At 71.7% G+C, this 23,663-nt stretch carries 15 protein-coding genes; 12 read left to right on the plus strand and 3 right to left on the minus strand.

Features of this window, described 5'->3' with window-relative positions:
• Positions 1-44 precede the first annotated feature (44 nt).
• Positions 45-179 (minus strand): hypothetical protein, encoded by a 135-nt coding sequence (locus tag ACH442_RS15630; protein WP_396338690.1) that lies wholly within the window; start codon positions 177-179, stop codon positions 45-47.
• A 132-nt stretch (positions 180-311) separates the two neighbouring features.
• Here ACH442_RS15630 and ACH442_RS15635 point away from each other — a divergent pair, with 132 nt between their 5' ends.
• Positions 312-2,597 carry a putative bifunctional diguanylate cyclase/phosphodiesterase gene (locus ACH442_RS15635; protein ID WP_396338691.1) on the plus strand — a complete coding sequence of 762 codons (2,286 nt, stop codon included), beginning with the start codon at positions 312-314 and terminating at the stop codon, positions 2,595-2,597.
• Between the two features lie 91 nt (positions 2,598-2,688).
• On the opposite strand, the gene ACH442_RS15640 is transcribed toward ACH442_RS15635, so the two are convergent.
• Entirely contained in the window at positions 2,689-8,103 is a 5,415-nt protein-coding gene (locus tag ACH442_RS15640) for a carboxyl transferase domain-containing protein (RefSeq protein ID WP_396338692.1), read from the minus strand.
• Positions 8,104-8,310: 207 nt separating this feature from the next.
• On the minus strand, positions 8,311-11,475 hold the full coding sequence (locus tag ACH442_RS15645; protein ID WP_396338693.1) for a penicillin acylase family protein: 3,165 nt from the start codon (positions 11,473-11,475) through the stop codon (positions 8,311-8,313).
• Between the two features lie 270 nt (positions 11,476-11,745).
• Here ACH442_RS15645 and ACH442_RS15650 point away from each other — a divergent pair, with 270 nt between their 5' ends.
• The 11 genes from ACH442_RS15650 to ACH442_RS15700 all read left to right on the plus strand — a co-directional run bounded on the left by ACH442_RS15650 (position 11,746) and on the right by ACH442_RS15700 (position 23,594).
• Positions 11,746-14,034, plus strand: a complete 2,289-nt coding sequence (locus ACH442_RS15650) for a nitrate- and nitrite sensing domain-containing protein (RefSeq protein WP_396338694.1) — start codon at positions 11,746-11,748, stop codon at positions 14,032-14,034.
• Between the two features lie 196 nt (positions 14,035-14,230).
• Positions 14,231-14,656, plus strand: coding sequence for a roadblock/LC7 domain-containing protein (locus ACH442_RS15655; protein ID WP_396338695.1), 426 nt, complete (start codon positions 14,231-14,233; stop codon positions 14,654-14,656).
• Positions 14,657-14,729: 73 nt separating this feature from the next.
• A complete protein-coding gene (locus tag ACH442_RS15660; RefSeq protein WP_396338696.1) occupies positions 14,730-15,074 on the plus strand; it encodes a DUF742 domain-containing protein in 345 nt (114 codons plus the stop codon).
• Positions 15,058-15,654 (plus strand): GTP-binding protein, encoded by a 597-nt coding sequence (locus tag ACH442_RS15665; protein WP_396338697.1) that lies wholly within the window; start codon positions 15,058-15,060, stop codon positions 15,652-15,654. Before ACH442_RS15660 ends, ACH442_RS15665 begins: the two co-directional genes overlap by 17 nt.
• 67 nt (positions 15,655-15,721) lie before the next feature.
• Positions 15,722-16,147, plus strand: a complete 426-nt coding sequence (locus tag ACH442_RS15670; RefSeq protein WP_396338698.1) for a hypothetical protein — start codon at positions 15,722-15,724, stop codon at positions 16,145-16,147.
• A complete protein-coding gene (locus ACH442_RS15675) occupies positions 16,147-17,361 on the plus strand; it encodes a hypothetical protein (RefSeq protein WP_396338699.1) in 1,215 nt (404 codons plus the stop codon). Before ACH442_RS15670 ends, ACH442_RS15675 begins: the two co-directional genes overlap by 1 nt.
• 124 nt (positions 17,362-17,485) lie before the next feature.
• Entirely contained in the window at positions 17,486-20,242 is a 2,757-nt protein-coding gene (locus ACH442_RS15680) for a DEAD/DEAH box helicase (RefSeq protein WP_396338700.1), read from the plus strand.
• 77 nt (positions 20,243-20,319) lie between these two features.
• The gene (locus ACH442_RS15685; protein WP_396338701.1) at positions 20,320-21,315 is read left to right on the plus strand and encodes an ABC transporter substrate-binding protein; all 996 of its coding nucleotides are present in this window, start codon (positions 20,320-20,322) and stop codon (positions 21,313-21,315) included.
• Between the two features lie 4 nt (positions 21,316-21,319).
• On the plus strand, positions 21,320-22,102 hold the full coding sequence (locus ACH442_RS15690; protein ID WP_396338702.1) for a class I SAM-dependent methyltransferase: 783 nt from the start codon (positions 21,320-21,322) through the stop codon (positions 22,100-22,102).
• Complete coding sequence (locus ACH442_RS15695) at positions 22,099-22,854, plus strand: ABC transporter permease (RefSeq protein WP_396338703.1); 756 nt, start codon at positions 22,099-22,101, stop codon at positions 22,852-22,854. Before ACH442_RS15690 ends, ACH442_RS15695 begins: the two co-directional genes overlap by 4 nt.
• Positions 22,851-23,594, plus strand: coding sequence for an ABC transporter ATP-binding protein (locus ACH442_RS15700; RefSeq protein ID WP_396339009.1), 744 nt, complete (start codon positions 22,851-22,853; stop codon positions 23,592-23,594). Before ACH442_RS15695 ends, ACH442_RS15700 begins: the two co-directional genes overlap by 4 nt.
• Positions 23,595-23,663 lie beyond the last annotated feature (69 nt).

Genomic DNA, 23,663 nt, shown 5'->3' on the forward strand with positions numbered 1-23,663 from the left:
TATCCCGACGGGTACCCCGGATACGTGCGATTCTCCGGAACAATTCACACCATTGACGTACGCCGTAGCGGGAAGAACCGCAGCGTGAACGCCCGGGCCCGCAACCCCCGGCCGGCCGCCCCGACCCGGCGCGGCGCCGGTGCGAACCCGAACGCGCGCAGCATCGGCTCGTCCGGCATCCCGCGCACCCCCAGCCGTACGGCCGGTGCGGGAGAGCTCGACGGCGAAGCCTGTGGCGGGATCCCGGGAAAGTCCTCCGATTCGCCCGATCCCGTCCGATCTTTATCAGGACGGGACCGGGGAGGGCATGGGTGACGACGTTCGGGCGGCTGCGGCGGGATCCGATCCTGCTCGCGCTGGTGGGTCTCACGCTGCTCGGCTGCGTCCTGTTCTTCGCACTGGACGGCCGGACCGTCGACCAGATGCGCGTCTACTGGACGGCGCAGGTGCCGCTCGACGCGGCCCTCGCCCTCGGCGGATGGCGGCTGCGGCAACTCGCCCATGCCCGGTTCCGCCGCTTCTGGACCATGATCAGCTTCGCCGGGGCGTGCTTCACGGCCGGTGACACGGTCCAGACCCTGCAGACGCTGATCGCGCCCGGCCCGCCGTCCCTCGACGGCGGCGTGGTGCAGACGATCTTCTTCACGATCGGCATGAGCAGCAACGTCATTGCCTGCCTGATCTTCCCGCAGGGCCTGAACACGCTCCGCGAGAAGTTCGTCTTCTGGCTCGACGCGACCACCGTGCTGGTCGGCGGCGGCGTCGTGGCCTGGTGCTTCGCGTTCAACCCGGTCGCCGGCGGCGACGTCAACCGGGTCAACGACAGCGTCACCGCGGCGCTCGTGCTCGTCGCCACGTTCTCCGCGACCAAGGTCGCGCTGGTTCAGTCACCGCCGATGCGCCGGATCGCGGCCTGGCCGATGGTCTGCGCCGCGATGGTCCAGGGCGTCGCCACGTTCCTGCCCGGCGATTTTCAAACCCTTGATCATCCGTACGTCTTTGTCATCCGCCTCGCCCCGTCCCTGCTGATCGCCCTCGGGCCGTGGATCCAACAGGTGATCGTGCGATCCGGCGAGGCCCACCAGCCGGCCAAACGACGGCCGTACAGCCTGCTGCCGTACGGGATGGTCGGCATCACGTTCGTGGTCTTCTTCATGATGCTGCCCGAGACGACCAGTTCCCAGATGTACGGCGCGACGGTCGGCGTCGTCGTGATCACCGGCCTGGTCGTCGGGCGGCAGCTCGTCGCCTTCCACGACAACTCCCTGCTGCTCGGCCGCCTCGACGTCGCCATGCAGGAGTTGCGCGACCGGGCGTCGTACGACGGACTGACCCGCCTCGCCAACCGCACCCACTTCGGCGAGCTGATGCGCGACAGCCTCATGCGCGACTGCGACGGCAACGGCGCGGTGCTGCTCATCGACCTCGACGACTTCAAGACGATCAACGACACGATGGGCCACGCCTCCGGGGACACGCTGCTCGTCGAGGTCGCCCAGCGGCTGCGAGCCGCGGTGCGCGCCGACGACGTGGTCTCCCGGCTCGGCGGCGACGAATTCGCGGTGCTGCTCCCCGGGGCCAGCCCCGACGTGGCCGGGCGGGTCTGCGCCGAGATCCTGCGCCGCCTCGCCGAACCCGTCGAGATCCAGCATCACACGATCGTCACCCGGGCCAGCGTCGGCGTCACCCAGGCCCGGCCCGGCGACGACCCGCAGACCCTGCTCAGCAACGCCGACATCGCGATGTACGAGGCGAAACGCCGCGGCAAGGGCATGTGGATCGCCTACACCGAGGAGATGGGCTCGCGGATCAGCGCCGAGGCGGTGCTCATCCGGGAGATGAACACGGCCATCGAGGAGGACGAGTTCAGCCTGGTCTACCAGCCGATCGTGTGCCTGTCCGACGAACGGATGACCGGCGTCGAGGCGCTCATCCGGTGGAACCACCCGACCCGCGGCATGGTGTCGCCGGCCGAATTCATCCCGATCGCGGAACGGACCGGGCAGATCGTCGCCATCGGGCGGTGGGCGTTACGGGAGGCGTGCCGGCAGGCCGCGGAGTGGCGGGCCGAGTTCTCCGGGCCGTTCACCGTCGGCGTCAACGTGGCCGGCCGCCAGCTGCGCGACCCGGAACTGGTCGGGGACGTGGCCGCGGCTCTCGCCCGGAACAAACTGCCGCCCGAAGCACTCAGCATCGAGGTCACCGAGACCGCGGTGCTCGACGACGAGGAATCCAACGCCGCCCTGGTCGCGCTGCGCGGACTCGGGGTGAAACTCGCTCTCGACGACTTCGGCACCGCGGCCTCGTCGCTCGGACTGCTGCTGACCTGCCCGGTCACCACGCTGAAACTGGACCGCTCGTTCGTCGAGTCGATCAACACGGTGGGGCGGCAATCGGCGGTCGCCACCGCGGTGAGCCAGATGGCGTCCGCCCTCGAACTGGGGTCGGTGGCGGAAGGGATCGAGACGGCGGAACAGCGGGACCTGCTGCGGAACCTCGGATATCAGTACGGGCAGGGCTATTACTGGTCGCGGCCGGTCCCGCCGGCGCGGGTCGTCCAGTTGCGGGCGGCGGAGCGCTCACCGGCCGCCGTCTGAGCGAACCTCCAGCCCGGCGGCGCGGGGCCGTCCGCCGGAAACCACAAGAGCGGGGGCCCGGCGAACCGGGCCCCCGCAATGCGGCGGACGATCAGGCCAGGCGGGCCTGGATCGCCTCGATGATGCGTGGCCGCAGCTCAGCCGCCTTGACCACCGCGTCGACCGACCCGACCTCGACTGCCCGCTGAATGCTGTGCGCCTTGTCGAACTCGGTGGCGACCTCGCCCAGCTTCTCGGTCCGCACCGTCGAGCGCAGCTCGTCCAGTTCGGCCGCGAGGGAGCTGCGTTCGGCTCCGGCCGCCGCGGCGACCCGGGCTTCCAGGTCCCGGATCCGCGGGTCGGCGCCGGTCCGGGCGTTGACGTCGCCGCTGAAGACGACGGCCGCGGCCGAGGCGCCGCCGAGGACGGAGGCGAACGACCCTTCGACCGCGAGCACGGTCATGTTCGGGTTGAGGGCTTTGGAGAAGACCACGAATGCGCCGCCGTGGTACCGCGAGATCACGGTGAACACGATCGGGCCTTCGAAGTTGACGATGGCCCGGCCGATCTCCGCGCCGTACTCCAGCTGGAGTTTGCGCATCGATTCAGGGGAGCCGTCGAAGCCGGACAGGTTGGCCAGCACGACGAGCGGGCGGTTGCCGCTGGCCGCGTTGATCGCCCGGGCCGCCTTTTTCGACGAGCGGGGGAACAGCGTGCCGGCGTTGTACGCGTCGGGCCCGTCGGTGGGCGGGAAGCCGCGCCGCGGCACCGACCGTGATTCGATGCCGAGCAGGCAGACGGGCATGCCGCCGAGGTGGGCGTCCTGGACGACGGCGGTTTCGGCGTCGGCCATGCCGGCCCAGCGTTCCAGGACGGTGTGGTCCTGGTCGGCGAGTGCCCGCATGACGGTGCGGATGTCGAACGGCTTCTTCCGGTCCGGGTTCGCCGTGGCCGAGAAGATCTCTCCGACGGTGGTGAACTCGCTGCCGTCCACCGCGTGCGGGTAGTCCGAGATGTCCCGGTCGAGCGGGTCGGTGGTGGGCACCGGCCGCGGTCCGGTCTCACCGGGCACCACGTACGTGTGCTCGTAGTGCGACATCAGCACGTCCCGCGCGGCCATCAGGTTCGGCGCCCAGTACTGCGCCTGCCCGTTGGGGCCCATCACCCGGTCGTAGCCGCCGATGCCGAAGTTGTCCTCGGCCGACACGCCACCGGCGAAGTCGAGGGCGTGCTTGCCGGTCAGGACCATCGCCGAGTCCGGGGTCATGACCAGGATGCCCTTGGTGTGCATGAGCATCGTGGCTTCGGCGTTCCAGTACGGCTGGGCGCCTACGTTGATCCCGGCCACCACGATGTTGATCTCGCCGCCGGCCTGGGTGAACTCGACGATCCGCTTGAGCGCCGCGGCCACCCAGTCCATGTTCTCGGTGCCGGAGGTCATCGAGATCCGCGCGCCGGACGACAGCGCGTACCACTCCAGCGGGACGCCCTTCTCCGAAGCCAGGTCAAGGGCGGCGATCACCCGGCGGCACTCCGGCTCGGAGAGCGCGCCGAGCGACTTGGTCGGGTCGCCGAGCAGCACGACGCGCGTGATGCCTTCCGGGTGCCGCGGCGTGACCGTGGTGACCACGCCGGCGACCAGGGCGGCGCTGTTCTTGCCCTTGGGCCGGTCGACCGGCACGAGCACGTTGTTCTCGTCGAGGTCGTGCTCGCTGAACGCGCCGAGGAACTCCGTCAACTCGTACGGGTAGACGGTGTTCCGGCTGCTCGCCCGGAGCACCTTCTGCCGGTATCCGTCGAGCGGCTCGATCGGGTCGGCGGTGGGCGGGCCGACGATCAGTTCGGTGCCACCGGTCGCGCTGAAGGTGATCCGCACGTTGACCTTGACCAGGTCACCGGTCTTCTCGTCGCGTCGCCGCGCGATGAACAGGATCTCCTCGAGGCCGGCGCCGGCCGTGGTCGGCGACACCCGCCGGGCGATCATCTCCATCTCGTTGTAGGTCAGCCCCAGTTCGGGCCAGACGTAGATGACGATCCGGTTGGTGGTGAACCGCTTGTCCGAGGGCCGCCGCGACTGGGCCCGGCGGATGCCGTCGAGGCAGGTGGCGATGGTGTCCTCGGTGGTCGGCAGCGCGACCAGGCGCCCGTCCTGCTCGCGCAGCTCGGTCAGGTCGCGGATCTGCGCGAACGCGACGAGCCGGTCGTCGGCCGGGTTCTCCCGGGCGACGCACTGGAAGAGGTAGATCTCCTCGTCGGCCGACGGCAACCGGGTCAGGTCGAACTTGCGGAGGCGTTCCAGCTGCATGCGCTGCGCGATGTAGGGGTGCAGCCCACGGATCAGCCGCTCCTCCTCCATCCCGGTCGTCGACGGCCGGAACGTGAAGTGGTGGTGCATGACCGCGCCGCTGCGCCCGGCGACCGTGGTGGTCAGGCGGCGCACCTGCGGCGGCAGCGCGACCCCGCTGATCACCTCGTGCAGCGCGGTGGCCATCTCGTCCGGGTCGGTGGGCTGACCCTCCCAGGCCAGGTAGACGTCGGCGTCGACGGACCCGCCGTCGGCGGCGAGCGCGGCCAGCCCGTCGAGCACGCCGCTCAGCTTGTCGAAGCGTTCGGCCGCCGACGCGAGGCGCGCACCGTCCCGCTCGGCAACGACAAATCCCACCCCTTCAACGACCTTTGCCCGTACGTCGTGAAGGCCCTTGTTCCCGTAGTAGCGCCGGGTGAGCACTTCGAGCAGCACGGAGTTGTCGAGGTTGTGCCGGACGAGACGCTGGCCGAGCAGGCGGACCAGGGGTTCGGTGCTGCGGACCATCTCGGCGATCCGGTCGTCCCGATCCGTGGACCGCGGGAATTCGTCGAGGTGGCGCAGGTGCTTGCGGATCTGCGCGTAGACCTCGGCCCGGTGGCGGCGCAGCAGCGGCTGGCCGAACCAGGTGAACACGACCCCGCGGGCCAGGTCGGCGACGGCCGGGAAGCGCACCTGGGTGGCGGCGATCAGCCGTTCCAGGACGAGACCGGCCGGCTCGTGCAGGGTCGCGTCCGGCGGCGGCTCCTGCAGCCAGGCGCGCAGCAGGGCGGCGATCGCGGCGGCGTCGACGGCCGAGCGCTGCTGAGCGAGGAAGATCCGGAACACCGCGGCCTCGAGGTCGGGCGTGCGTTCCAGGTCGGTGACGCCGTAGTGGCCGAGCGCCTTGGACAGCCTGGTCTGGAACGACTGCGGCAGGCCGGCCCGTTCCACGTCGAGGCTCTGCAGGTAGCTGTGGAAGAACTCGCGCGCGCTGTGCACGTGGGTGTCGCCGCCCTCCTCGCCGGCCGGCCGGTTGCGGCTCAGCTCGGTGAGGTCGGCGAAGACCTCCATCAGCGCGATCTCGCGGTCCAGCGGCCGGTGCCCCTCGTCGGTGGCGGCGCGGCGGGCGACCAGGTAGTCGTCGAGGACGCGGCGCTCGTCGTGCGGGTCGGCGTCGAAGCCGAGCAGCAGGCTGCGCAGGTCCTCCCCGCCGCGGGCGGCGCGCTGCCGGGCGGGCTGCCCGTCCGGCACGGCCGGCAGGTCCACGTCGATCGCGGTCTCGGCGACGGCCTGCTCGGCGTCGTCGCCACCGATCGGCTCGAGGCGCAGCAGCGCGGCGCCGGCGTCGACCTTGTTGCCGACCGCGACGAGCACCTCCTTGACCCGGGCCCGGAACGGCGCGCGCAGCACCGCCTCCATCTTCATGGCCTCCAGGACGAGGACCGGCGCGCCGGACTCGACCTCGGCGCCGGGCTCGAGCGGGGTGGCCACGACCAGGGCCGGCATCGGGGAGCGCAGCACGCCGCCCTCGTCCCGGCTGACCCGGTGGGTGACGCCGTCGACCTCGACCAGGGTGATCGCGCCGTGCGTGCCGGTCAGCAGCCGGTGCCGTACGCCGTTGACGGTGATCCGGCCGCTGTGCTCGTCGAAGCGGTCGAGGGTGACGTCGGCGAGCCGGACGTCCTCACCGGCCTCGATGCCGACCCGGAAGCGGTGGGCGCCGACCCGGGCGACCCGCACCCGGTACGTCGTCCCGCGCAGCTTCAGGTCGAGCGGTGTCCCGCTCTCGTGGCGCACCTGCGGGCGGCCGCCGAACGCGGTGGAGAACAGGCGCTGCTGCTCGACGTGCTCCTCGTCCTCGTACGCCTCGATGGCGGCCGCGGCCAGGGCGACGCCGGAGTGCCGGTCGGAGACCAGCCGTCCCTCGCCGCGGACCCGGTCGATCCAGCCGGTGTCGGCGCTGCCGTCGATCACCTCGGGCTGGTCGAGCAGGTCGAGCACGAAGCTCTTGTTGGTGGCGCCGCCCTGGATGACGACGGTGGTCTCGGCCATCGCGCGGCGCAACCGGCCGAGCGCCTCGTCCCGGTTCTTCCCGTACGCGATCACCTTGGCGATCATCGAGTCGAAGTCGCCGGGGATGCTGTCGCCCTCGCTGACGCCCGTGTCGACCCGGATGCCGGGACCGGCCGGGAACTCCAGCCGCACGATCTTGCCGGGGGAGGGGGCGAAGTCACGGTCCGGGTCCTCGGCGTTGAGCCGGGCCTCGATGGCGTGCCCGCGCTCGACCGGCCGCTCGCCGGTCAGGCGGTTGCCGGACGCGACGTGGATCTGCAGCTTGACCAGGTCGGTGCTGGTCACGTACTCGGTGATCGGGTGTTCCACCTGCAGGCGGGTGTTCACCTCGAGGAACGCGAGCAGGTCCTCACCCGGGTGGTAGAGGAACTCGACGGTCGCCGCGCCGCGGTAGCCGACCTTGACCGCGAGCCGCTCGGCCGACGCCTTGAGCTCGGCCGCGCGCTCGGGTGGCATCACCGGGGAGGCGGACTCCTCGATCACCTTCTGGTTGCGGCGCTGCACCGAGCAGTCGCGCACGCCGATCGCCCACGCGGTGCCCTGCCCGTCGGAGATGACCTGCACCTCGACGTGGCGGGCGCCGGTGACCAGGCGCTCCAGGAAGACGATGCCGGAGCCGAACGCGCGGGCCGCCTCCTGGCTGGTGCGCTCGTAGGCGTCGGCCAGTTCCTCGGCCGAGGCGACCTTGCGGATGCCGCGGCCACCGCCACCGGCGGTCGCCTTGAGCATCAGCGGGTAGCCGATCCGCTCGGCCGCTTCCAGGGCGGCCTCCAGGGTCTCGACCGGCCCGCGGCTCCACGCCGCGACCGGGACACCCACCTCCTCGGCGATCAGCTTCGAGCCGATCTTGTCGCCGAGCTTGCGCATGGCGTCCGCGCTGGGACCGATGAACGTGATCCCGATCCGGTCGCAGAGCTCCGCGAACGCCGGATCCTCGGCGACGAAGCCCCAGCCGACCCAGGCGGCGTCGGCCCCGGTCGCGACCAGCGCGTGCTCCAAGCCCTTCAGGTCCAGGTACGGCCGCGAGGCGGCCGGACCCAGGTCGTACGCGATGTCTGCCTCGCGCACGAAGGTGGCGGTCCGGTCGACGTCGGTGTACAGCGCGACGGTCTCGATCGGCGCGCCGGTCTCCGCGGCGAGCTCCCGGACGGCATGGATCAGCCGCATCGCGGCCTCTCCACGGTTGACGATGGCGATTCGTTTGAACACCCGATCGAGCCCTTACCTCGGCAAAAACCTTCGCCGAGAGAATACAGATGGTAGGGCCGGTTCGGCCGCTAGCGCCGGGCCTGAGCTGGCGTTAAAGGTTACTCACGGGTACTACTCCGGGGTAGGTGAACCCGCCTCCCGCAACCGGGAGACGGGCCCGTCCGATCAATGCGAGTAGATCTCCATCTCATAGAGTGAGAAGCCGTAACCGGTCGCGCGAGTCTGGCCGGTCAGCCGGACATAACGGGCGTTTGACGCGGTGAGCTGCACGTTGTCCACCCCGCCGTCCCCGGCACCGACCGAGCCGACCGTGGTCCAGGTCGTCCCGTTGGGAGAAGTCTCAATTCTGTACGCCTTCGCGTAGGCCGCCTCCCACGACACCACCACCCGGGCCACCGTGGTGCTCGCACCGAGATCCACTTGCACCCATTGGTTGTCCGCGTAGGAACTCGCCCACCGCGTGGCGGGCCGGCCGTCCACGACATTGGCCGCAGGATAACCCGATTGGGTGGTCGACGCGGTCGCCGTCTTCCCGCTCGCCAGGTTGGTGACCGTGTCCCCGCGCCTGGCCGGGAACGACACCACCTGTTGGTACGTGGGCCGGTTCTGCCAGCCGATCAGGTCGTGCGTGATCCCCCCGAGCGGGCTCTGCAGGATCGCGTCGGCGCACCACTGGTCACCGGCCGGGCAGTGGTCGTCAGCCGGATAGGTGGTCGCGGCCGGCTCCGACAGCGCCGCGGAGAGGCTGGTCAGCAGCGCGCCGCGGCACGTGCTGACGCTTCCGCCGCCGCAGTACTTCGTGGACCAGTTCGGCACCGCGTCGCCGAGGGTGGCGCGCAGGTCCTTGCTCACCCAGCCCCACCACCCGTACTGGAAAGAACTGCCTTTGTGTCCCTGCGCCTCGTTGGCGGAAGTGGGCAGATCCGAGGTCGGCCCGGTCTGGCCGCCGGACGGGGACTCGTTGATCTGCAGGGCGTCGACCAGCGCGTCGAACAGGCCGCTGCCCAGGCCCGAGGAGAACTCGGCCTGCACGAGCCTCGGCCACCAGGCGTCGAAGATCCGGATCGCGTCGGCGTCCGCGTACACCTTGCTGTTCGCCGCGGTCTCCTTGCGCAGCGCGCCGTTGGTCAGCCACGTCCGCAGCTCGGTCAGCGCGGCGGCCTGCGTCGCGTCGGTGACCGTCGCGGTGTCGATCACCCGCAGCAGCACCGGCAGCACCTGCTTACCGCGTAAATCGGTCAGCGCGGCCTGCTCGACGACCTTGAGCAGCGACGCCCGGTCGTACTTCGTACCGGCCGCGATCCCGGCCTTCAGCGGTGCGTCGAGCAGATCGGCCCGGTGCACCGCACCGAAGCTGAAGTTGCCGTCCGCCGCCGAGAAGTCCTTCGCCTGCTTGTTGTTCCAGCTCACGAAGTAGTCCTGGTTGACGGCTGTCGGGTGGACGGTGTTGCCGTTCCAGCTGAGCCACTCGTCGGCCGCGTCGCCCCAGTTCGGCAGATTCGGGTCGACGGTGGACGGCCGGGCCGGCTGGGCGCCCGAGGTGTACAGGGCATTTTCGGTCGAGTTCACGTAGAACCAGTTGAACGCGAACGGGATGTTCGACGCCGAGTTCGTGAACGCGGCCGCGGTGCCCATCTGCGCCGGCTCGTTGAACATCTGGAAGCCGATCGCCGAGTCCGCCTCGTGCCGGTAGGTGGAGCGCAGCCCGGTGAACGCGACCGGCGCGCCGCCGACCGTGCCCCGCCAGGTGACCAGGCCGTACTTGGTGCGCTGGACGGTCAGCCGGTAGGACCCGGCCGCGGTCGAGTCGGCGGTGGTCGGATTCCAGGCGTTCGTCCGGGTCAGGTTCTCCATCGCGGTGCACGTGCCGTGGTAGACGTAGGACGTCGACGCCGTGGTCGGCGTGCTCCCGTCGGCATTGCAGAGCCTGACCGCGTACGTGTCGGTGATGTCCTGGATCGACGACGTCGCGCTCCACGCGTAATCGGGACCCCGGCCCAGCAGCGTGTAGAGGTTCAGTCCGCTGAAAGCGACTCCCCGGCTGCTGATCCCCGGCCCCTGAAGTTCCTGGAGCATCAGCAGCTGTGGCGCGAAGTAGCCGGTCTGTGGTCCGAAGACGGCGACGGGGTGGCCGGTCGCCGAGTTCGCCGCGGAGACCACCGCCGCGTTCGACATGCCACGGCTTGCGCTGTCGATCGTCAGCGTGCTCAGCGACCGGGCGATCGCGCTGGTCCCGCTCGTCCCGGTCGCCGCCGAGCCGGTCTTGTCGAACACGATCTCCTGCGGCACGGCACCCGCATCCGGCATCGCGACCCCGGTGGCATTCACATTCCCCTGCCCGTACGGGAAACTCTGCCCACCGTGCAGGGTGAGCACCGCCTCGGGATCGTTCTGGGAGCGGAACTGCTGCCACACCTGATCGCCGATGGTGGCGCCGTACTTCGCCCGCGCCGCGACCCGCACCAGCGCGGACTGCATCTCGGTGCCGCCACCGCCGCCGAACAGCCCGCCGATCACCCCGGCGACCGCGATCAGGTCGGTCGGCACGAAGTCCTCCGGGCCACCGGCGTTGGTGATCGCGTCGAGGTGGCCGGTGAGCACGTACTCGCCGGGGCAGTCCCGGGCCGCCATGCAGTCGTCGATGTACTTGTTGATCCCGGCCAGGTACTGCAGGACGTCGTCGTAGAGCTGCGCGCCGCGGGTGCCGGACGCCCGCAGCGCGTCGATCTGCGCCTGCAGGTCCGCCTCGGTGTACGGCGACGTGCGCCAGACGCTCTGCTCCAGCTCCCGGTTGCCCTCGGCACCACCGGCGAACGACGTCAGCGAGCCGCGGGCCACGTGCCGCAACAGATCCATCAGGAACAGGCGGTCCTGCGCGCCGGCGTAACCGGCGCCGAACATCGTCCCGGCGCGGGTGGTCCCGCTGACGTGCGGGATGCCGAGCGCCTTGTCGCGCACGATCGTCACGTCCGAGCGGGGTGCGACCGTGCTCGCGATGTTCGCGCTGGTCACGCCGTACGAAGAATCGTTGAGGAAGGTGTTGATCTGGCCCGGAGTCAGGCCGGTGTAGTGGTACGCCAGGTTCGCGTAGGGAGCGAGTTGATCGTCGGAGTGGGGTGGCATCGTGCCGAACACCTGATGGGCCAGGATCTGGGCGAGGTCGGCGTCCCCGTTCTGCCCGGGCGGCAGGATGTCGGAGCACTCGCCGAGGCAGTAGTCGTCGGTCGCGAAAGCCGCGGTGGCAGGCTTTTCATCGACCTGCATCAGTATTCCTGATGCCAGTAGCGACGCGGAGAGAACGGCACTGAGCTGCAGAAAGCGTCGGCGCATGGACGGGTCCCTTCGGGGAACGCTCGAACGCGAAAATCGTTCATAGATATTAAAACTTCGATGGTTTGCAACACCAGGGCGAACCTGCGGCCGCCTTGTCCCCCGATCGGGGTGCATCTCGCAAGTTGCACGAGCCACTGTTCGAGCCCAGACGCTTTTCGGACTCCAGGTCCCCCCATAGAGGTGTTGACCGTTTCATCGCACCGCGCCAATCCTTGGCGCGGTCACCGAGCGGTCACAGTCCGAAGCTTTACCCAAGGGGGTAGCGACATGCAGCGCAGGAGCGACCGGACCATCCGCGGCCGCGTGGTGCGGATGCTGGCTCTGCCCCTGGCAGCCATGCTCGCGCTGCTCACGGTCATCTACGTCAACGAGATCGCCCGTTATCGCAACGCCTCCGCCACCGCGCACCGCATCACCGTCATCCTGGCCCTGCAGAGCCTCGTCCAGGAACTGCAGAACGAGCGCGGCCTGACCGTCGCGGTGATCGGCGGGAACACCGGCTTCCGCGACCGGATCGCCCCGGCCCGCGAACGGGTCGACCGGCAGCGCGCCGCGGTCCGCACGGCACTGGCCGGTGAGGACTCCGCGCCGCTCGACGAACTGGACGGCCTGGCCCAGGTCCGCAACGCCGCCGACGCCGGGAAAGCCGAGCGCGGCGACACCTTCGACTTCTACACCGGGCTGATCGAGGACCTCAGCGGCGACACCCGGCACCTGGAGATCGTCCAGGACCTGGACCTGCGCCGCGGCGCCGAGTCGCTGGAGATGCTCACCGAGGTGAAGGAGGCCACCGCGCAGGAATGGGTCTTCCTGGACGGCGTGATCACCGCCGGTGGCTTCCAGACCGGCGAGTTCTCCAAGCTGCTGAACATCGTCGCCTCCCGGGACCTCTCGCTCGGCGAGTTCGACGAGTTCGCCGACGCACCGGCCGCCGCCGCCAAGACCCGGGTCCTGGCCAGCCCGGCCGCCCAGCAGGCCCGCGCGGTGGAGACCACGGCCCTGCGCGCCGGCGACCGGCAGAGCCTGCTCGCCGACTCCGGTGCCTGGTGGAGCTCGGTCGCCACGATGCTCGACGACATGACCACGCTCGGCGCCCAGATCGGCGCCGGCACCCTCGCCCGCGCCGACCACCTGCAGAAGACGGCCACGCTGCGGCTCGGCTCGCTCTCCCTGGTCGTCGTGCTGGTCCTGGCCGGATCGGCCTGGCTCGCGATCGGCGCCACCCGCTCACTCGCCGAACCGCTGGCCGCGCTCGCCGCCGAGGCCGACCGGCTCGCCGGGCAACGACTGCCCGAGGCGGTCCGGCGGGCCGCGGCCGGCGAGGACACCGGGCCACCCGAACCGGTGCCGGTCGTCGAGGGCGCGAGTGCCGAGGTGCGGCGGGTCGCCGACGCGCTGGACCGGGTGCGGGCCACCGCGTACACGCTCGCCGCCGAGCAGGCGCTGATCCGCCGCGGCACCTCCGAGTCGCTCGCCGACCTGGGCCGGCGCAACCAGAACCTGCTCCGCCGCCAGCTCGGCTTCATCACCCGCCTGGAACGCGAGGAGTCCAACCCGAACGGCCTGGCCAACCTCTTCGAGCTCGACCACCTGGCCACCCGCATGCGCCGCAACGCGGAGAGCCTGCTCGTGCTCGTCGGCGCGGCCAGCCCGCGTACCTGGCCCGGCCCGCTGCCGATGGCCGACGTGATCCGGGCCGCGGTCTCCGAGGTGGAGGAGTACCGCCGGGTCGTGCTGCGCCGCCTCGACGACGCGATGGTGCAGGGCGCGGTCGCCAGCGGCCTGGCCCACATGCTCGCCGAACTGATCGAGAACGGCCTCACCTTCTCCCCACCCGACCTGGAGGTGGAGATCCACGGGCGGCGGATCGGCGACGGCTACCTGATCGCCGTCTGCGACCAGGGCGTCGGCATGAACGACGACGACCTGGCCCGGGCCAACCAGCGGCTGCGCGGCGAGGGCGACTTCATGACCGGTCCGGCCCGATTCCTCGGCCACTACGTGGTCGGGCGGCTCGCGGCGGAACTGAACGTCGACGTACGCCTCACGCCGTCGCCGGTGACCGGGGTGACCGCGCGGATCAGCCTGCCCGCGGCGCTGCTCGCCGAGCCGGCCCACCTGCAGGCCGCCCCCGCCCCCGCGCCGGAACCCGTCCAGGTCCCGGTCCAGGCGCCGCCTCTGGAGCAGTCGCGTCCTCTGGAGCAGTCGCGTCCTCTGGAACAGCCGCGGACAGCCGATCCGGTACGCATCCGGCCCCGCGCGCTGGAGGTCGACTACGTGGTGGTGACCGATCGGCCGGCCGCGGCGCTCGGTGAGGCGACCGTCGCGGTCCCGGCGCTCGGCGTCGTGGGCGAGGGCGAACGTACGGCCAATGGTTTGCGCAAACGCATCCCACGCGCCCGCCGGCCGGACCGTCAGTCCGTGCCCACGCCGCGCGAAGAGCCCACTGTGGAACTGAGCAACTCACCGGACGAGGTCCGCAGCCGTCTGACCGCCCTGCGCGAAGGCATCAAGCGGGGCAGCGGCTTCGCGGCCACATTTGAGGAGACACGATGAGCGAGCTTGCGAGCCGATCCATCGGCGCAGTTGTCAAGTCGTCGCGGCGCCGGAGCGAAGCGGAGGAAGGCGATGAGCAAGCTCGCGAGCGAGTCCATCGGCACGGTCCTGAAGTCGTCGCGGCGCCGCAGCGAAGCGGAGGGGACGCGATGACCGAGCATGCGAGTGCATTCGTGGGCACGGCGGAGGAGACCCGATGACCCTGGAAGCGACGGCCGACCGGCACCAGTTCAACTGGATGCTCGGGAACTTCGTCCACCAGACCGACGGGGTCCGCGACGCCGTCGCCGTCTCGTCGGACGGCCTGCTCATCGCCGGCTCCGACGGGCTCAGCCGGGCCGAGGCCGACCAGCTCGCCGCGATCGTCTCCAGCATGGCGAGCCTGGCCCGGACGGCGTCCCGGCGCTACGAGTTCGACGGCCTGAAACTCATCATGATCGAGATGCGTCGCGGGTTCCTGGTCGTCTCGGTCATCCCCGGCGGCAGCTGCCTGGGCGTGGTCGCCGGCGGGGACAGCGACCTCGGTCTGGTCGGCTACGAGATCTCCCGGCTCGCCGAGCGGTTCGGCGACCTGCTGACTCCCGCTCTGATCGCCGAGTCCCGGCAGCACCTGCCGCGATGAGCGAGCTTGCGAGCGAATCCGTGGGCTCAGTCGCCTGCTCTTCGCGGCGCCGGAGCCCAGCGGAGGTGCCGCGATGAGCCTTCATGCGGCGTCGGACGATCCGATCGTCCGCCCGTTCATGCTCACCGGCGGGCGCACCCAGCCCATGCACGACGGGCTGAGGATCGAGACCCAGCTGTACGCCGCACCGGCCGCCCTGTCCGCCCCTCTGCGCTTCGAGGCCCGCCGCATCGTCGAGCTCTGCCAGGCACCCCGCTCGATCGCCGACCTGGCGTCCGCGCTGCGCGTGCCGCTCGGCGTCGTCCGGGTGATCGTCGCCGACCTGATCACCGAGGGTTTCGTGCTGGTCGACCAGGTTCCGGGGGAGCTCTCCACCATGCTGATCGAGAGGATCCGGGATCGTGTTCGGGCGATCTGACACCATCGTCGCGCCGCTGCCGCCGGTCGCCGTCAAAATCGTCATCAGCGGCGGTTTCGGGGTCGGCAAGACCACCTTCGTCGGTGCCGTCTCCGAGATCGAGCCGTTGGTCACCGAGGCCGAGATGACCGAGAAGTCGATCGGCGTGGACGACACGTCCGCGGTGTCCGAGAAGACCACCACCACGGTCGCCCTGGATTTCGGGCGGATCACCCTGGACGAGGCGCTGCTGCTCTACCTGTTCGGCACGCCCGGCCAGGACCGGTTCGCGTTCCTCTGGGACGACCTGGTCGACGGCGCTCTCGGCGCGATCGTCCTGGTCGACACGCGGCGCATCGAGGACTGCTTCCCGGCGATCGACTACTTCGAGGACCACGACATCCCGTTCATCATCGGCGTGAACACGTTCGACGGTGCCCGCCGCTTCGAGCACGCGGAGATCCGGGAGGCGCTGGGCCTGGACTCGGACCTGCCGCTGATCGACTGCGACGCCCGCCGCCGCGAGTCGGTGAAGGCGGTCCTGGTCTCCCTCACCGAACGCGTCCTGGCCCGCCGCCTGGAACGCGCCGGAATGGTGTAGATCGTTTCGAACCGCAGCGTGAGCGCGCCTGTACTCCCTGATGGACACACCCGAGGGGAGGGCACCGATGCTGAAGGTCGATGCGGAAGCCCTGCACACGATCGGCGCCGAGGTCACCGCCACCGCCGCCGAACTGCGCAAACTGCCGGCGACCGGCCTGTCGCCCGGTTCGTCACCGGGCTCGGCCGCGGCCGTCGCGGCCCGGGCCGCGGAGAAGGCCTGGCTCGCCGACCTGCACTGCCTGACCGGCAAGGTCGCCGGCCTCGGCCGGACGCTGACCGAGGCCGCCGCACGCTACGCGAGGACCGACGACGAGAACGCCGGCGATCTGCGCAAGGGTTCCACCCTGACCCCGCAGCCGGGGACGACGACGCCGGCTCCCTCGTCCGGCGCGACCGATCCGGCGTCGAAGCTCGCCGAAGCCGAACCGTACGTCGCCGCGCTCACGGGCATGGCCTTCGGCCAGGCACTGCTGCCGAAGAAGGCGCCGTGATGAGCGAGATGAGCCTGCACGACCTGCTGGCCACCGACGCCGCGCCCTGGCACGCCGCCGCTGACCGCTGGCGCGTCCTCGCGAAGGGCCTCGACACGGCCGCCGACCAGCTCATCCGCGACACCCGCGACCTGCCGCACGCCTGGCCGCACGGCACCGGCGCGGAGGCCGCCTCCGCCCGGGCGGCCGAGCTGCGCGCCGAGGTCAGCCACGCGCACGAGCCGGCGAAACGCATCTTCGAGGCGATGGACCGGCACGCCTACGGCCTGGCCGCGTTCCGCCGCCAGGCCGAGGAGATCGTCGCCGCCGCCCGCAAGGCCGGCTGCACCGTGGACACGGCCGCGGTGACGGTCACCGGCCCCGAATCCGCCCACGCCGACTCGCTCCAGGCTGACCTGCGCACGGTCGTCCGCCAGGCCCGCACCCTCGACGAGGCCACCGCCCGCACGATCACGGCCAACACTCCGTCCCCGGGAGCAGCCTCCGGCAAAGACCGAGCACACCCCATTTCCCGTACGGACCTCGAAGCGCAAACCCGGCGCACCCCCACCCGCGTGCACGCCTGGTGGACCGCCCTCACCCCGCAGCAGCGCGAACGGGCTCGCCACGAGCACCCCGCCCTGGTCGGCGCGCTCGACGGTATCCCCGCCGCCGACCGCGACGTGGCGAACCGCGCCGTCCTCAAGCACGACATCACCGCCCTGGAGCACCGCCTGTCCGAGTTGACCGCCCGCGAGCACCTGATCCGCGCGGCGATCGACCGGCACCACGTGACCGGCCTCTATCCGAAGGCGTCCGACCCGATGGCCGCCGCCGTGGCCGAACTCGACCGCATCAAGGACGAAAGAGCCACCACCGAAGCGACGCTGACCGGCGCCCAGGTGATCCGCAGCCGTCTCACCGACCCGTCCGCCCCACCGGCGTACCTGCTGGACTTCTCGACCAAGGGCGACGGCCGCGCCACCATCGCCGTGGGCAACCCGGACCTCACCCGGAACGTGGTCACCCACGTCCCCGCCCCCGGTGCCGACCTCCCCGGCATCGAGGACGACCTGCACCGCCTGGACACCGCAGCCGCCCGCACCTCCGCCACCTCTTCCGTGCTGTGGCTCGGCCACGGTGACCCGGCCACTGATCTGCAGAACTTCCAGAACGCCCTCCGGGTGACCCACAACGGCCCACCCCCGCACCTCACCGTCGCCACCAAGGCCTGACAGCCCGCCCGGCAGCGCGCCGGCCGGCTGTCGGGCCGGTCCTCACCGTGGTCATGGCGGCCGGATGACCACGGTGAGGACCAGCCGGGAGCCGGGGTGGCCGGTGAGCGGTAGTGTCGGCGCGATGCAGCCGCGGACCGTCCTCGAGGTGCTGGCCGAGCTGGCGCCGGCCGCCGGCGAACGCACGCTCGACGTCACGCGCGGTTCACAGGCGCTGGTGTGGCTGGAGACCGCCGAGAAAGCGCCCCGCCAGGCGGAGACCGAGCGCCTCGCCGCGCTCGACGCGCTGCACCGGGAGGAACGGATCCTGCACCGGGGCTGGGGTTTCCTGGCCGGCCGGGTCGTGGTCGAGGGCAAGCCGCGCAAGATCCGGATGCCGTTGCTGACGCAGCCGGTGCGGCTGGAGCGTTCGGTGCTCGCCTACCGGGTCGTCCCGGCCGGTGACGTCGAGGTGACCCCGCTGGTCGCCGACCGGGAGCTGGCTGCCGCGCTCGAGGCCGCGCCGGGTCTGGCCGGGCCCGGCTGGCTGGAGGCGACCGGCAGCCTGTCCTGGCTGCAGTCGGTGGCCGCGGCCACCGGGTTCTCGGTCGACGCGACGATCGGCCCGGAGCAGCGCATCCCCGCGGAGGGTCTGGTGCTGGTCGCGGCGGCGGCCCTGTTCGTGGTCCGGGACGTGTTCGGCGCCGGCCTGGCCGACAGCCTGCGCAGCTGGTCCGGCCGTGACCTGACCGGCACCGCCCTGGCCGCGGTCTACCAGCCATCCGGCTCGGAGGCCGGTTCCGCAGCCGGCTCCGGGGCCGGCTCGGAGGCCGGCTCGACGCGGCCCGGTGACGACGGTCCGGTGTTGTCGCCGCTGCCGCTGACCACGCCGCAGACCCGGGTGGTGGTCCGGGCCCGGTCGGAAGCGGTCACCGTGATCTCCGGGCCACCGGGCAGCGGGAAGAGCCACACCGTGGTCGCGGCCGCGTTGGAGGTGGTCGACCGGGGCGGTTCGGTCCTGGTCGCGACGCAGTCGCCACACGCCGCTGAGGTGCTCGCCGGTCTGCTGGCGCGGTATCCGGGGCCGCCACCGGTGCTGTTCGGCAACGCCGGTGGCCTGGCCGGGCTGGAGGCCGAGCTGTCCTCGGGCGCGGACCGGGGCGTCGAGCCGAGCGTGATCCGTTCCGGTCAACAGCGCGTGCAGGCGGCCGCCGACCTGGTCCGGTCGCGCCGCGCTGCCGTGCGCCGGGCCCTGGAGCGCGAGGACCTGGCCGCGGCGCTTCCCGGCTGGCAGCCGCTGCTGCCGCAGCTCTCCACGGAGGTGCCGGGCGCGTTCGACGACGCGGTCGACCTCGACCAGGTGCGGGCGCTGCTGGGCGTGCGGGGTGACGGATGGTGGGGACGGTGGCGGGCTCGTGCCGCGCGGCGCCGGGCGTTCCGGCTGCTCGGGGCGGCTGACGACGTACCGGGCAAGGCTTTGCTCGATGCTCTTGCGGCGGCCGGGGCTCAGCGGGCCGCCGCCGGGCTCGCGGCGACCGGCGGCACCGATCTGTCGTCGGCCTGGCACGCGTTGCACACGGCCGAGCAGGATCTGCGGGATGCGGCCGGCGAGGCGATGCGGGACGGCGCCCGCAGCGCGCAACGCTGGACCCGGGAGAGCCGCCGGGCGGCCGGTGCCCTGGCCGCGGCCCTGCGCGCCGGCCGTAACCGCCGCCGCGAGCTGCTGGCCCGGATGGAGGCGGCCCCGCTGGTCCGCGCGCTGCCGTTGTGGATCGGCACGGTCGCCGACGTCGAGGATCTGCTGCCGCCCGAGCCGGGCCTGTTCGACCTGGTCGTCATCGACGAGGCGTCGCACGTCGACCAGATCCGCGCCGCCCCGGTCCTGGCCCGCGCCCGCCGGGCGCTGATCGTCGGTGATCCGCGACAGTTGCGGTTCGTCTCGTTCGTCAGTGACGTCGACGTCGCCCAGGTCCTGACCCGGCACGGTGCGGACGAGCGCCTGGACGTCCGCCGGGTCAGCACCTACGACCTGGCCACCGCGACCGCCCCGGTCACCTGGCTGGCCGAGCATCACCGCAGCGTGCCGCACCTGATCGACTTCCCGGCGCGCCGTTTCTACGACAACCGGGTCGCGGTGATGACCCGCACGCCGGCCGCCGACGCGACGGATGCGATCGACGTCGTCCGCGTCGCGGGCGCCGCCCTGGTCAAGGGCGTCAACGTGGCCGAGGTGGAGGCCGCGGTGGCGACGGTCGAGCGGCTGGCCGCCGACGGTCACCGGGGGATCGGCGTGATCAGCCCGTTCCGGGCCCAGGCCGAGGCGCTGGAGGCGGCGCTGCTGGCGGCGTTCCCGGCCGAGCGCATCGAGGAGCTGCGGCTGCGGGTCGGCACGGTGCACGCCTTCCAGGGCAGTGAGGCGGAAGTGGTGGTCGTGTCGACGGCGCTGCTGGACGGTGACTCGCCGAGCCGCCGCCGGTTCGTCACCGACCCGCAGCTGTTCAACGTCATGGTCACCCGGGCCCGCCGCCGCTTGATCGTGGTGACGTCGCTGGCCAGCCCTTCCGGCCTGCTCGGCGACTACCTGCGGCACGCCGGGGGGCCGCGCGCGATCGCGTCGGGGGCGGAAGCGACCGGCTGGGCCGCGGAGCTCGCCGCCGAGCTGAAGCGGCTCGAGATCCCGGTCCGGCCGGGCTACACCGTCGGGCCGTGGGCGCTGGATCTCTGCGTCGGTGACGTGGGGGTGCTCTGCGCGGTGCACCCGGACGGCCCGGAGGCGCACCTGGAACGGCAGGGCGCCCTGCACCGCGCGGGCTGGCGCCTGGTCGACGCGTTCCCCAGCCGCTGGCACGGTGACGTCCGCCGGGCCGCCCTGGAGCTGGCCGCCCTGGCCGGCGAGAGCTGATCTCGGACGACGGGTTACACCGAAGCCCCCGAGGCGTATCGTCACCGATAAATATCATCTACACGGGGGATCGTCCGATGAGGCGTCTCACTGCCGCGTGCTCCGTGATCCTGGCCATCACCCTGCTGCTCACCGGGTGTGGCGACGACAAGACCCCGGGCGGCGGCGCGCCACCGTCCGACAAGGTCACCTACGTGACCGCGTTCGGCGCGGTCGGCCGCGACGCCTTCGCCTGGGTCGCGCAGGAGAAGGGTTACTTCCGTGACGCCGGGATCGACGTCACGATCCAGCTCGGCGCGGCGACCGGGGAGAACCTCAAGATCCTCGCCGCCGGGAAGGCCCAGTTCGCGAACCTCGACCTGACCGGTGCCTGGATCCTCGCCGGCAAGGGCGAATACCGGGACGTCCGCGCGATCGCCGCGATCCACCAGCAGACCCTGGTGTCGATCATCTCGCTGGAGGGCGGCGGCGTGACGAAACCCGCGGATCTGCAGGGTCGCAAGGTCGGTGCCGCGACCGGTTCGGTGAATCAACTTCTCTTTCCCGCGTACGCGAAACTGGCCGCCGTCGACCCCACGGAAGTCACCTGGGTCAACGCCCCGCCGGCCCAGCTCCCCGCCCTGCTGGCCGGCGGGCGGGTGGACGCGCTGAGCACGTTCCTGATCGGCGCGAAGGGCCTGTCGAAGGCGGCCGGTGGGAAGCCGACCGTCGTCCTGCCCTACTCGCAGTACCTGCCGGAGCTGTTCGGCAACGGCATCGTCGCGCCACTGTCGATCACCCGGGACAACCCGGATCTGGCCCGCCGGTTCCGCGACGCGGCGCTCAAGGGTCTCCAGTACACGCTGGAGCATCCGGAGGAGGCCGCGCAGATCATGAAGAAGGCGCAGCCGGCCGCCGACATCACGGCCGCGGTCGGCGAGATCACGCTGATGGCGCCGTACGTGAAGCCGTCCGGCGTGATCGACCGTCAGCGGGTCGCCACCGCCCTCACCACCCTGGAGAAGAACGAGCTGATCCCACCGGGCCTGACCCCGGACGCGGTCGTCGACTTCGCGCTGGCCCCGGCGAGCTGACCGGATGACCCGCCCGAGGTACTCCTTCGACAACGACGACGCGATCGCGGCGGACCGGCACCGGATGCTCGCCGAGGTGCTGGACCCGTTCACGATCGAACGGCTCTCCGCCCTCGGCGACCTCACCGGCCGACGCTGCCTCGAGGCGGGCGCGGGCGGCGGCAGCATCGCGGCCTGGCTGGCCGGCCGCGGCGGGTCGGTGCTGGCCACCGACCTCAACCCCCGCCATCTGCGTACGGACGAGGGTTACACGATCCTGCGGCACGACTTGGGCACCGAGCCGGTCCCGGACCCGCCCTGGGATCTGATCCACGCCCGTCTCGTGCTGTCCCACCTGCCGGCCCGCGCCGCGATCCTGGACCGGCTGGCCGCGGCGCTCGCCCCGGGCGGCACGCTCGTGGTCGAGGAGTGGGTCTCCGCCTACCGCGGGCTGGTGCTGGCCGCCCCCGGCGCGGCGACGGCCGAGCTGGTCGAGCGCTACCACGACATCCTGGTCGGGCACCTGCTGCCGGGCAACGGGGGAGACCCCGGGTGGGGCCGCGCGGTGCACGGCGCGATGCTGGCCGCCGGGCTCTCGCCGGTGAGCACCGAGATCCGCGCCTCGTCCTGGGCCGGCGGCAGCGCCGGGGCACGGCTGATCGCGGTGAACATCGAGCAGCTGCGCCCCGGTTTCCTGGCCGCCGGCCTCACCGAACCGGAGCTGGACGAGCTGACCCGCCTGGCCGACGATCCGCGCCTGGTGATCCGTGGCCACCTCACCTATTCGACGGCCGGGACAGCGGGGTGAGCCCGAGCCGCTGGGCACTGCCGGTTCTCGGGGTCGTCGGCACGGTCGCGGTCTGGTGGGGCGCCACCCGGGCCCTCGGGATCCGACCGCTGTTCCTGCCGGCCCCGCCGGACATCGTCGCCGCGTTCCGCGCCCAGCCGGGCTACCTGTTGCGCGAGGCCGGTGCGACGCTGACCGTGACCGTCGCCGGGTTCGCCCTCGCGGTCGTCACCGGCCTGCTGGTCGCCGTCACGCTGACCGCCTCCCGGACCCTGGAACGGGTGGCCCTGCCGGTCCTGGTCGGGCTGAACTCGGTGCCGAAGGTGGCGGTCGCTCCACTGCTGGTGGTGTGGCTCGGGTTCGGGGGCCGTCCGAAGGTCGTGCTGGTGCTGCTGATCTGCGTGTTCCCGATCGTGGTGGCGACGATGGCCGGGCTCACGTCGACCCCGGCCGAGTTGGGGGAACTGGGCCGGTCGTTGTCGGCCACGGGCTGGCAGACCTACGTGAAGCTGCGCCTGCCGTGGGCGTTGCCGCAGGTGTTCACCGGCTTGAAGGTGGCCGTCTCGCTCGCGGTGATCGGAGCGGTCGTGGCCGAGATCAGTCAGCCGGGCGGCGGGCTCGGGGCAGTGATCGTACTGTCGGGGATGTCTTTCGACACGCCTCTCGCGTTCGCCGCGATCGTGCTGCTGGCGCTGCTCAGCACCGCCCTGTTCTACCTGGTCGTGGCGTTGGAGCGGCTGCTCGTCCCGTGGTCGCGGGCGATCAGCGGATGATCCGGCTGGCCGGGGTGTCGCGGACGTTCAGCAGCCGCGACGGCGACGTGGAGGCCCTGCGCGAGATCGACCTGGAGATCGCCGAGAGCCGGTTCGTCGCGGTCGTGGGCCGCTCCGGCTGCGGCAAGTCGACGCTGTTACGTCTGATCGCGGGGCTGCTCGCGCCGACCGGCGGGGCGATCACGATCGACGGCGCGCCGGTCACCCGCCCGCGCCCGGACGTGGTGCTGATGCACCAGTTGCCCGCGCTGCTGCCGTGGCGCACCGCGCTCGGCAACGTGATGCTCCCGGTGGAGATCCGGCGCCTGCCCCGCGCCGAGTACCGCGAGCGGGCCGCCGAACTGCTCGACTCGGTCGGGCTGGCCGGGTTCCACCAGCGCCACCCGTACGAGCTGTCCGGCGGCATGCAGCAGCGGGTCGCGCTCTGCCGTGCGCTGATCCAGCGGCCCCGCGTCCTGCTGATGGACGAGCCGTTCTCCGCGCTGGACGCGCTCACCCGCGAGGAACTGGCCGCCCAGTTGCAGGCGATGCACCTGGCGGCGCCCGCCACGACGGTCTTCGTGACGCATTCGATTCCCGAGGCGGTGCTGCTCGCGGACCAGGTGGTGGTGCTCAGTTCACGGCCCGGCCGGGTGCGGAAGGTCGTCGACGTGAGCATTCCGCGGCCGCGCTCGTTCGGTCACAACGCGCATGTGGCGCAGGCCGCGGAGTGCGCGGCGGAGCTGCACGAGCTGCTGTAGGCCGTGTCCTGCCGGCCGTCCGGGCGGCAGCGTGGCCCCGCCGGGTTCTCGCCGCGATCGGGATCCGGT

The sequence above is a fragment of the Actinoplanes sp. NPDC020271 genome (assembly GCF_044388125.1).
In the GTDB taxonomy this organism is placed as follows: domain Bacteria; phylum Actinomycetota; class Actinomycetes; order Mycobacteriales; family Micromonosporaceae; genus Actinoplanes.

Coding starts and splice junctions, on each gene's coding strand:
- ACH442_RS15630 (WP_396338690.1), bottom strand. CDS start 179: ATGCCGGACGAGCCGATGCTGCGCGCGTTCGGGTTCGCACCGGCGCCG.
- ACH442_RS15640 (WP_396338692.1), bottom strand. CDS start 8,103: ATGCGGCTGATCCATGCCGTCCGGGAGCTCGCCGCGGAGACCGGCGCG.
- ACH442_RS15645 (WP_396338693.1), bottom strand. CDS start 11,475: ATGCGCCGACGCTTTCTGCAGCTCAGTGCCGTTCTCTCCGCGTCGCTA.
- ACH442_RS15650 (WP_396338694.1), top strand. CDS start 11,746: ATGCAGCGCAGGAGCGACCGGACCATCCGCGGCCGCGTGGTGCGGATG.
- ACH442_RS15655 (WP_396338695.1), top strand. CDS start 14,231: ATGACCCTGGAAGCGACGGCCGACCGGCACCAGTTCAACTGGATGCTC.
- ACH442_RS15660 (WP_396338696.1), top strand. CDS start 14,730: ATGAGCCTTCATGCGGCGTCGGACGATCCGATCGTCCGCCCGTTCATG.
- ACH442_RS15670 (WP_396338698.1), top strand. CDS start 15,722: ATGCTGAAGGTCGATGCGGAAGCCCTGCACACGATCGGCGCCGAGGTC.
- ACH442_RS15675 (WP_396338699.1), top strand. CDS start 16,147: ATGAGCGAGATGAGCCTGCACGACCTGCTGGCCACCGACGCCGCGCCC.
- ACH442_RS15680 (WP_396338700.1), top strand. CDS start 17,486: ATGCAGCCGCGGACCGTCCTCGAGGTGCTGGCCGAGCTGGCGCCGGCC.
- ACH442_RS15685 (WP_396338701.1), top strand. CDS start 20,320: ATGAGGCGTCTCACTGCCGCGTGCTCCGTGATCCTGGCCATCACCCTG.
- ACH442_RS15690 (WP_396338702.1), top strand. CDS start 21,320: ATGACCCGCCCGAGGTACTCCTTCGACAACGACGACGCGATCGCGGCG.
- ACH442_RS15700 (WP_396339009.1), top strand. CDS start 22,851: ATGATCCGGCTGGCCGGGGTGTCGCGGACGTTCAGCAGCCGCGACGGC.